Below are 1,576 nucleotides of genomic sequence, written 5' to 3' on the forward strand. Positions count from 1 at the left end.
ATAATGAACAAATTATTGCAGTAAATATTCCGAATAGAATTTTTTTCATTTCTTTTTTGTAATTAATGCTAACGTTTTATATATGTGTTGTAGCAGGGCAAATGTTACCCTGTTTTTCGATTTTTCTTGCGCAGTGATTGCTCACTTTTCCATTCTGCAAGCATTGCGTCTTCATAAATATACAATAACCATTGGATTGATCACTTTGCTGCTATGATCACATATATGTTGTTGTGGTTAGTTTTATTTTTTCAGAAACCAAGACTTTTCAGTCAATTCAGATAGGTTATTAGCTGGAATTCCGTTCAATTCAGTCATTTTTTTACAAACTTGATCAAAATCCGCATCTTCATAATATGCCATATCCATTATATGATCAGTTTCTCCAAATCCACCAGCACCAATTAATATCTTGTCAGACATCCTAAATTCATTTGATAATTCTGTCAGTATTTTAAAGAGTTCTTTTGAGATGTTTCTCTCTTCAAAATATAAACTTGAAAACCTTTCGATACTCCCAATACAAATTACTTTTTTATAAATATCAATACTAAAACTATCACCTTCTCCCATTATATACTCGGGTTCTCCATTTTCAGAAGGGATGTGTTTAATCAACCAATTTCCATCTACATTTTTAGTAAATGTCCCGTGTTTTTCCAAATGCAAATATTCGGGTTTTAATCTTTCGAAAACTGTTTTCAGTTTATGTTTTATTTCCTCAACCGAATAATCTTTTTCCTTTGGGATTATACAGTCAATACTTGTTCCCATAATCTATTTTAATTAACCACAACGTTTAATATATGTGTAGTAGCAGAGCAAAATGTTACCCTATTTTCGACAAAAACTGCGCATTGATTGCTAAATTTAACTTTCTGCAAGCATTGCGCCTTACCAAAAATACAACAACCATTCGATTGATCACTTTGCTGCTATGACATCATATATCATGTTGTGCAACGTTTATTTTTTCAGTCAGTTTATCCATTTCGGATTTCACTAATGGTTTTAATTCGTAATCCTTTAGTTTATTCAAATATTCTTTTGCTGAGGATAATTCCTTCCGTTCATATTCAATATTTGCCAAATTCAACAATACAATTGAAGTGTCATTTTTTGTTCTAAGTCCAATTTCAAGAGCTTTGGTCAATTCAGATTTTGCTACGTCGAATTCATTTTTCTCAGATGCAATTATTCCAGTTGTGAAATGGTAGTAACTTTTTTGCTGTTTAGACAAATTATTGGGATTTCTCACTTTAGAAATCAATTTTTCAGCTTTGTTAGTGTTTTCTTTTTTGAGTTGTTGAAATGCAGCATAAACGGTTCCGTATCTAAAATATCCATATCCGAAAAGTCCAGCTGCTAATATCGTCAGACCAGTATTGATATAGTCTTCTCTTAAATAAAATAGAATTGCCATCACAAAACAGGCAATGATTAGAATAACTCTAATTAGTGGCGTAAACATAAATCTTAAGTGGTTTATTCAAATGTTGCACAACGTTTAATATATGTGCCGTAGTAGGGCAAATTGTTACCTTGCTTTTCGGTTTTTCTGCGCATTAGTTGCTAA

Annotated in this window: 2 protein-coding genes; both read right to left on the reverse strand. The window is 31.5% G+C overall.

Annotated elements, in window-relative coordinates; translation table 11 throughout:
- Positions 1–243: 243 nt before the first annotated feature.
- Positions 244–774 (reverse strand): hypothetical protein, encoded by a 531-nt coding sequence (locus Q1A73_RS24395; protein ID WP_299611429.1) that lies wholly within the window; start codon positions 772–774, stop codon positions 244–246.
- Between the two features lie 169 nt (positions 775–943).
- The gene (locus Q1A73_RS24400; protein WP_299611432.1) at positions 944–1,471 is read right to left on the reverse strand and encodes a hypothetical protein; all 528 of its coding nucleotides are present in this window, start codon (positions 1,469–1,471) and stop codon (positions 944–946) included.
- Positions 1,472–1,576 lie beyond the last annotated feature (105 nt).

It is taken from the genome of uncultured Aquimarina sp. (genome assembly GCF_947492115.1).
Classification (GTDB): Bacteria; Bacteroidota; Bacteroidia; order Flavobacteriales; family Flavobacteriaceae; genus Aquimarina.